Source organism: Mesorhizobium sp. M7A.T.Ca.US.000.02.2.1, from assembly GCF_003996995.1.
Taxonomy (GTDB): Bacteria; Pseudomonadota; Alphaproteobacteria; order Rhizobiales; family Rhizobiaceae; genus Mesorhizobium.
Window position 1 is genome coordinate 1 of the sequence record NZ_RZTT01000332.1, and the last position, 6,780, is coordinate 6,780.

The following is a 6,780-nucleotide window of genomic DNA, read 5'->3' on the forward strand; positions in this document are numbered from 1 at the left end:
ATTCCGGGTGCCATTGCACGCCGACGGCACGGTCGAGGCGGTTTCGGTGCGCGACGCCCGCGCCTTCGCCGTCGGCGTGCAATGGCACCCGGAATACTGGGTCAAGTCGGACAGCAATTCGGTGAAGATATTCCGGGCCTTCGGCGATGCGGTTCGGCTGCACGCCGCAGCGAAGGCTGGCGCGCGGGCCGCGGCGGAATAATCAGTCGCCAGATTTCTTATCACCGGTGGCCGCCAGCGACAGCAATGGTAGCGCCGGGGCATAGGATTCGTAGCCGTCGCCATCGGCAGCCGCGAAGGTGACGATTGGATCGGTGCCATTGGCGCTGAAGGCGACAGTGCCGTCGTTTTGCTCGCGCCAGAACTTCGCCTGCTCTATGCCTGGCAAGAGCCGGCGGCATTTGGGAGCAACGGTGAGCAGCGACAAACCGTCCGAAATTTCGGCCCCGCGGCTGACTGCACAGACCGCCTCATCGCCATTGGCGACCAGCCTGTAGCTATTGGACGGGGCGGCCTCGTTGGCCACGCTTTCTCGGCTGCCGCCATGAAACAGCTGAATGCCGCCAAACAGCGCTGCGGCAGCGATCAATGCGGAAAGTGCTTTCATCATTCTTCATCCACGTACACGGACAGGATGGAGAATGTTTCCAAAGGGTTAAGCTGGCGTTAATAGGTGTGCCAACACGCCTTTGGCCCGCCGAACAAAGGCGTGCGTCCCGGGACAGTGGCGGCATTACTCCCGCCCCCCAACATCGACTAGTTTATATCAAAACTTGTAGCTGAAGCCGACGCGGACAGCCTGGGTCTTTACATCGGTCGGATAATTGAAGCCGCTGTCAGTCGCTGGATTGTCGGTGAACGTGCCGAAATCACTGTAACGATACTCAACCCGCGTCGTCCATTTTGGCGAGAAAGCATATTCAACGCCGGCGCCCACAGTCCAACCCGCCTTCGTGTTGGATGTACTGTCGGTCGTTGCGCCATCGTCGTAATTGGTGTGGAAGTGAGCCACGGCCAGGCCACCCGTGGCGTAGAGGAGGGCCGGTCCCATTGCATAGCCAAGGCGCGCCCTCAGCGAACCCTGGACGTCGATTTTGGTCTTGATGGTGCCAGCAAACACCGAATCCACTGAACCGCTCGCTCCTGAGCCCTCGATATCACCTTCGACACCGAGAACATATGAATCGAAGGCCTGATTGTAGCCGAGGTGAATGCCGCCGAGCACGCCGTTGGATTTCCACGAATCAGACCAATCGGAAAAGCCGCTGCCTATCTCGGAATCGTGGCTGTCGACATCTCCCCAGCCATACCCGATCTGAGCGCCGACATAGGCGCCGGTCCAATCGTAGGCAACGGGAGCTGAGACGAGCGCATCGGCAGCGAAAGCGTTGCCTGAAACGACGACAAGCATTGTCGATGCAAGAAGAAGAATTTTCACGTAGCGCCCCGCTCTTTGATTGTCGGCAGAGTACCTTCCTTCAGCCGCGTATCAAGCGCGTATCAGGATGCCGAAGTGTCAGAAGCACCGATTTCCGACCTATGGTTGCAGATCAGCCACGTTTCGCCGCCTATTCGGCCTATCTCGCTAGGTCCTGACCCTTATATGCGCCGTCTCCGGCACCGGCGTCAGCGGCCGGCGCTCGGTGAACCAGGACACCAGATTGTCGACGCAGAGATCCGCCATGGCGCGGCGGGTGTGGTCCGAGGCCGAGCCGACATGCGGCAGCAGCGAGGTGTTGGGCGCGTCGAGCAGCGCCTTGGGCACGTTCGGTTCGTCGGCAAAGACGTCGAGGCCGGCGGCGGCGATGGTGCCGGTGACAAGGGCTGCCGCAAGCGCTGCTTCGTCGACAGTGCTGCCACGGCCGATGTTGACGAAGACGCCGTTGGCGCCAAGTGCCGACAGGATTTCGGCATTGACCGCCTTCTCCGTCGAGGCGCCCCCCGGCGCGACCGAAATCAGCGTATCGACGGCCTCGGCAAGTCCTTTCAGGGTCGCATGGTACTGGTAGGGAAGACCTTCGACACGGCGCCGGTTGTGGTAGGCGACCGGCAAGCCAAAAGCCTCCAGACGCCGGGCGATGGCCTGCCCGATGCGGCCCATGCCGAAAATACCCACACTGCGCCCGCGCAAGGTTAGCCGGCTCAGCGGATAGTTGCCGTTGCGCACCCAGCTGCCGTCGCGCAGCCAGGTTTCGGCGCGCGGCAGGTCGCGGATGGTGTTGATCAACAGCCCGATCGTGGTGTCGGCGACCTCCTCGGTCAACACGTCGGGCGTGTTGGTGACCATGATGTTCTTCGCTCGGGCATGGCCGACATCGACCGAATCATAGCCAACGCCGAAGGAGGCGATGAGCTCGAGGTTGGGCAATGCATCCATCATCGCCGCGTTGATGCCGGCAAACGAAGCGATGCCGCGCACGTCGCTGCGCATCTCGTCGGTGATGAGGGACGGATCGGCGCGTTCTATTCTGACACGCCTGAACGTACGGTTGATGCGGTCGACCGCATGGTCGTTGAAATCGCCCGGCACCAGGATGGCGACGGTCTGCAACTGTTCGGCCTTGGTCATGCACGCTCCACCGGCTTGCCGGTCGACTGACGCACATGCAGTTCCGGCTTGATCAATTCCTGCGAGGGCCGCACCGTCTGGCCGTTGAGCTTGTCGAGCAACGCGCTGGCGGCGCGGCGGCCAACCTCACGCTGGCCGTTCCAGACGGTGGTCAGGGCCGGCGTCGCGATCGCCGCCTCTTCGAGGTCGTCATAGCCGGTAACGGATATGTCGACGCCGGGCACAAGGCCGGCCCGGGCAATGCCGTTCATCAGGCCGATGGCGACAAGGTCGTTCCAGCAGCAGGCAGCCGTCGGTCTGTCCTTCAGCGCCAGGAACTGTCCGGCGGCCTCGAAGCCGGCCTGCTTGGTGCGTGGGCCGGCGATGCGCCATGACGGCCTGACTTCCAGCCCGGCCGCCTCCATCGCGTTGACATAGCCCTGGTAGCGGTCACGGCCGGTCGAGGTCTGGTCGGTGCCGCCGATCATGGCGATGCGCTTGTGGCCGAGCGAGATCAGATGGTTGGTGGCAAGGCCTGTTCCATAAGAGTCGTCGCCGCGAAAGACCGGCACGTCGGCACCCTCGACGGTGCGCGCGATCAGCACAGCCGGCAGGCCGTTCTCCTCGGCCATCAGGATGTCGGAAGCCGGCGTGCCGATGGCCGGCGACATGATGACGCCGTCGGCGCCGAGCTGCAAAAGCGTGTCGATGAAGGTGCGCTGTTTTTCGAGCTGATCATAATGATTGGACAGGATGAAGGTCTGCCGGCTGCGGTCGAGCTCGCTTTCGATCGAGCGCAGGATCTCGGCGAAGAATGGGTTCATGATGTCGTGGACGACGACCCCGACAATGCCGGAACGCGAGGTGCGCAGGCTGGCGGCGCGACGGTTGTAGATATAGCCGATGGCGCGGGCATGTTCCTTGATGCGGTCACGCGTGGTACCGGCAACCAGAGGGCTGTCGCGCAGCGCCAGCGAGACCGTGGCCGTGGACACGCCGAGCGCATCCGCGATCGTCGAAAGCTTGATTTTTTGTGCCAGCGACGTGTGCTCCCCGGACCTGAACTTCCAGACCTAAACTGTTTAAAGGCGGCGTTATGCCACCGATCGGGGGCAAATCAAAGTTTTTTTGCCAACGCCTCGGCCTCGACATCCGAGGCCGCGCGGCTCCGCAGCCGAAGCCTATGCTCGCGATGGACGATGTAGAGACCGCTGGCGACGATGATGGCGGCGCCGACCAATGTCCAGCGGTCGGGAAACTGCTTGAAGACGATCCAGCCGGAAATGATCATCCACACCATCTGCGAATAGGGATAGGGCGCCAAAGCCGTGGTTGTCGCCAGCCGGTAGGCCTGGACCAGCAGCCAGTGACCGACGCCGCCGAACACGCCGAGCATCAGCAGCACGAACCAGTGCCAACCGTCATGCGGCAGGGAAAACGAAAACGGCAGCAGGGGCAGAAGCAACAGCGCCGGTGCCAGCGCCGAAAACAGGATGAGGCTCTCCGATGTCTCGGTCGCCGACATGCGGCGCGTCATGATGACGTAGAAGCAGTTCGACAGCATCGAGCCGAGCGCGAAGAGATGTCCGATGCCGAAAACGCCAACGCCCGGCCGGGTGATGATGAGGACGCCGGCAAAGGCCGCCAGGATGGCCAGCCAGCGCCGCCAGCCGGCCCACTCGCCAAGCAGCGGACCGGCCAGTGCCGTGATCACCATCGGCCCGAAGAAATAGATCGAGGTGGTCTCCGCCAGTTGCAGGGATTTGAGCGCCAGGACATTGAATATGGTCGATCCGAACAGGAACGCGCCGCGCAGGATATGCGCCGGCAGGTTGACCGGACGAAACCGCACCGGTTGGCGCCAGCCGCGCAGCAGCGCGCCGACCAGCACGACATGCACGGCAAAGCGCACCCAGGCAACGACCAGCACGGAAACGCCGGCAAGGACGAGGTATTTGCTTGATGTGTCGAGGAAGGTGAAGAAGACATAGGTGGAAAGCATGCACACGATCGCCACCGGGGGCGTCGCGCTTTCTACATGTCTTTGGGGAGCACTCACTTGCAGGCCGGGTGGGAAGCTGGGCTGGAGCCCACCTTTGCGGGAATTGCCGGCTCCCGGCAAGCCAATTGTCGACTGCCGCGACATGAAAGCCTGCTGGCACAACAAGAGCCGCCGGCAGGCGTAGTGCCCTGGCTAGGCGTGCATACGGGCGCCCTTGGTGATCTTGTCGACCAGCTTCTTGTCGGCGCGAAGCGCGATCCCGACCACCTTGGCGTCTTCAGGCGCGAATTCGGCGAAGACGGCGCGATTAGCCGAGTCAAAGCCGGTCGAAAACATTTCCTCGACATAGAGCGAGGTGGTCACGCCGCGCTCCAGCGTGCGCCGGTGGATCGTGCCCAGCGTCGTCTGGTCGGCGGACAAAACGATGACCGGCTGGATCGACAGCGGGTTGTAGAGATTGCCGGCGCGGTCGCGATAGGGTTCACCGATGATATCGGGAAACTGCGCGACGATGCCGCTGGTCAGGAAAGCGGTGACGTTGAGTTTCTGCCAGACCGGCAGATCCTCCCGGAGCACGATTGCAAATTTCGTATCGAACATGAGACATTGGCCATTCGGTTTGTGCCCCAATGCGAGGCTGAAGGAGACGATGTCGCACGATCTAGACAGCCAGGCCTTCAGGGGTCTTGGACGTTTGTGCGTCGATGCGGCGGAAAACTGCATCATCTCGGCCTCCGACCCCGCCGGCATGGAGCGTATCGAGGCGCGTTTCCATGGCAGCGCGTTCGAGCTGCATCGCCACGACACCTACTCGATCGGGGTGACGCTGCACGGGGTGCAGACGTTTCGCTATCTCGGCGCTGCGCGCCACAGCCTGCCCGGCCAGATCATCGTCCTGCATCCCGACGAGTTGCACGACGGCGGTGCCGGCACCGAGGACGGATTGCGCTACCGGATGCTCTATCTGGAGCCGTCGCTGATGCTCGACTGCCTCGGCGGCGCTTCGCTACCTTTTGTCAGGGATGGCGTGGTGACGGACGCCGCCTTTTGCGCAACGTTGCTTTCGGCGCTGGGGCCGCTGGAGCAGGAACTCGACGAGCTGTTCGTCGACGACTTCCTGGCGCAACTGATGCAAAGCCTGACACGGCATGGCGGCCAGTCGGCGAAGCCGATGACCAGGACGGCGTGGCGGGCGGCTGCGCTGGCGCGCGACTATCTCACGGAAAACCTGAACCGGCCGGTGCGTTCCGGCGAACTGGAAGCTGTAACCGGGCTTGATCGCTATGCCTTGTCACGGCATTTCCGTGCCGCTTTCTCCACCAGTCCACATCGCTTCCTGGTGATGCGCCGGCTTCAGCGGGCGCGGCGGATGATCGCCGCCGGCGAACCGTTGGCACAGATCGCGGTCGAAGCCGGCTTCAGCGACCAGAGCCATTTCATAAGGCAATTCAAGAAGGCGTTCGGCATGACACCGGGACGCTGGTCGTCGCTGATCCAGGGCTCTGCCGCGGCGGCTTGATCGCCTGCCGCAACAATCCGCCGGTCAGTCGTCCGACTCGGCGTCGTCGTCGATGAGCACCAGTTCCACGTTCGAGAGGTTGGCCTCGATGCGGGCAAGCAGCTTGAACAGTGCCTTCTGGTCCTTCTTGTCGAGACCCTTCAGCGCCAGCTTTTCGGTCTTCTTCACCGATTTCTCGATGGCGTGAATGATGTCGCGACCGGTGTCGGTGAGGAAAATATGCGCCTGACGGGCGTCGGCCGAGGAGGCGCGTTTTTCCAGAAAACCCTGGGCCTGCAGCCGGTTGATTGTCTTGGTGATGGTGGGTGGGCGCACGCCGAGGCGTCCGGCAAGATTGCCCGGCGTCTGGCCGTCCTCACGGTCGAGCGCCAGCATGATCTGATCCTGGCCGGCATAGAAGCCGTGCGCCAGAAGCCGGGCCGCCAGCGCCGTTCTTGCCAGCCTTGCCGCCGAATGCAGCCGGCTCATTGTCGCAGTCTTATCCGCCTTGGCCATGGTCATCCCTCTTCGGCCGTACCGGTGCGGGCAGCATAGAGGCAGCCGGCCGGTTGGCAATCGACGATGAAAAAGATTCCGGAGCTTCAAACAGCTTTGCCGGCAAGCATTGTGGTGTCCGCCGTGGCTAATGCCAGATGTTTATTTCAGTTAGATGACAAACGAATTCCCGGCCGGAATTTTCGCCGCGAGCAAAGTGATGGAGTGACCGCCGCT

9 protein-coding genes are annotated in these 6,780 nt (G+C 62.6%); 2 read left to right on the plus strand and 7 right to left on the minus strand.

Going from position 1 to position 6,780, the window contains the following annotated elements; translation table 11 throughout:
- On the plus strand, positions 1-202 hold a 202-nt coding region (locus EOD15_RS25265), incomplete at its 5' end, for a gamma-glutamyl-gamma-aminobutyrate hydrolase family protein (protein WP_185929069.1).
- Here the strand turns inward: EOD15_RS25265 and EOD15_RS25270 are convergent.
- The 6 genes from EOD15_RS25270 to EOD15_RS25295 form a co-directional block, all read right to left on the minus strand.
- Entirely contained in the window at positions 203-607 is a 405-nt protein-coding gene (locus EOD15_RS25270; RefSeq protein ID WP_032901504.1) for a hypothetical protein, read from the minus strand.
- 159 nt (positions 608-766) lie between these two features.
- Entirely contained in the window at positions 767-1,438 is a 672-nt protein-coding gene (locus EOD15_RS25275; protein WP_127319440.1) for an outer membrane protein, read from the minus strand.
- A gap of 147 nt (positions 1,439-1,585) precedes the next feature.
- A complete protein-coding gene (locus EOD15_RS25280) occupies positions 1,586-2,569 on the minus strand; it encodes a 2-hydroxyacid dehydrogenase (protein ID WP_127319442.1) in 984 nt (327 codons plus the stop codon).
- Positions 2,566-3,588 (minus strand): LacI family DNA-binding transcriptional regulator, encoded by a 1,023-nt coding sequence (locus tag EOD15_RS25285; protein ID WP_081738944.1) that lies wholly within the window; start codon positions 3,586-3,588, stop codon positions 2,566-2,568. Before EOD15_RS25285 ends, EOD15_RS25280 begins: the two co-directional genes overlap by 4 nt.
- A 77-nt stretch (positions 3,589-3,665) precedes the next feature.
- The gene (locus tag EOD15_RS25290) at positions 3,666-4,550 is read right to left on the minus strand and encodes a DMT family transporter (protein WP_164748949.1); all 885 of its coding nucleotides are present in this window, start codon (positions 4,548-4,550) and stop codon (positions 3,666-3,668) included.
- Positions 4,551-4,742: 192 nt separating this feature from the next.
- The gene (locus EOD15_RS25295) at positions 4,743-5,150 is read right to left on the minus strand and encodes a DUF2000 family protein (RefSeq protein WP_127319444.1); all 408 of its coding nucleotides are present in this window, start codon (positions 5,148-5,150) and stop codon (positions 4,743-4,745) included.
- Between the two features lie 49 nt (positions 5,151-5,199).
- On the opposite strand from EOD15_RS25295, the gene EOD15_RS25300 reads away from it, so the two are divergent.
- Positions 5,200-6,069, plus strand: coding sequence for an AraC family transcriptional regulator (locus tag EOD15_RS25300; protein WP_127319446.1), 870 nt, complete (start codon positions 5,200-5,202; stop codon positions 6,067-6,069).
- Between the two features lie 24 nt (positions 6,070-6,093).
- Here EOD15_RS25300 and EOD15_RS25305 read toward each other — a convergent pair whose 3' ends face one another.
- Entirely contained in the window at positions 6,094-6,564 is a 471-nt protein-coding gene (locus tag EOD15_RS25305) for a MarR family winged helix-turn-helix transcriptional regulator (protein WP_127319448.1), read from the minus strand.
- Positions 6,565-6,780: the final 216 nt, after the last annotated feature.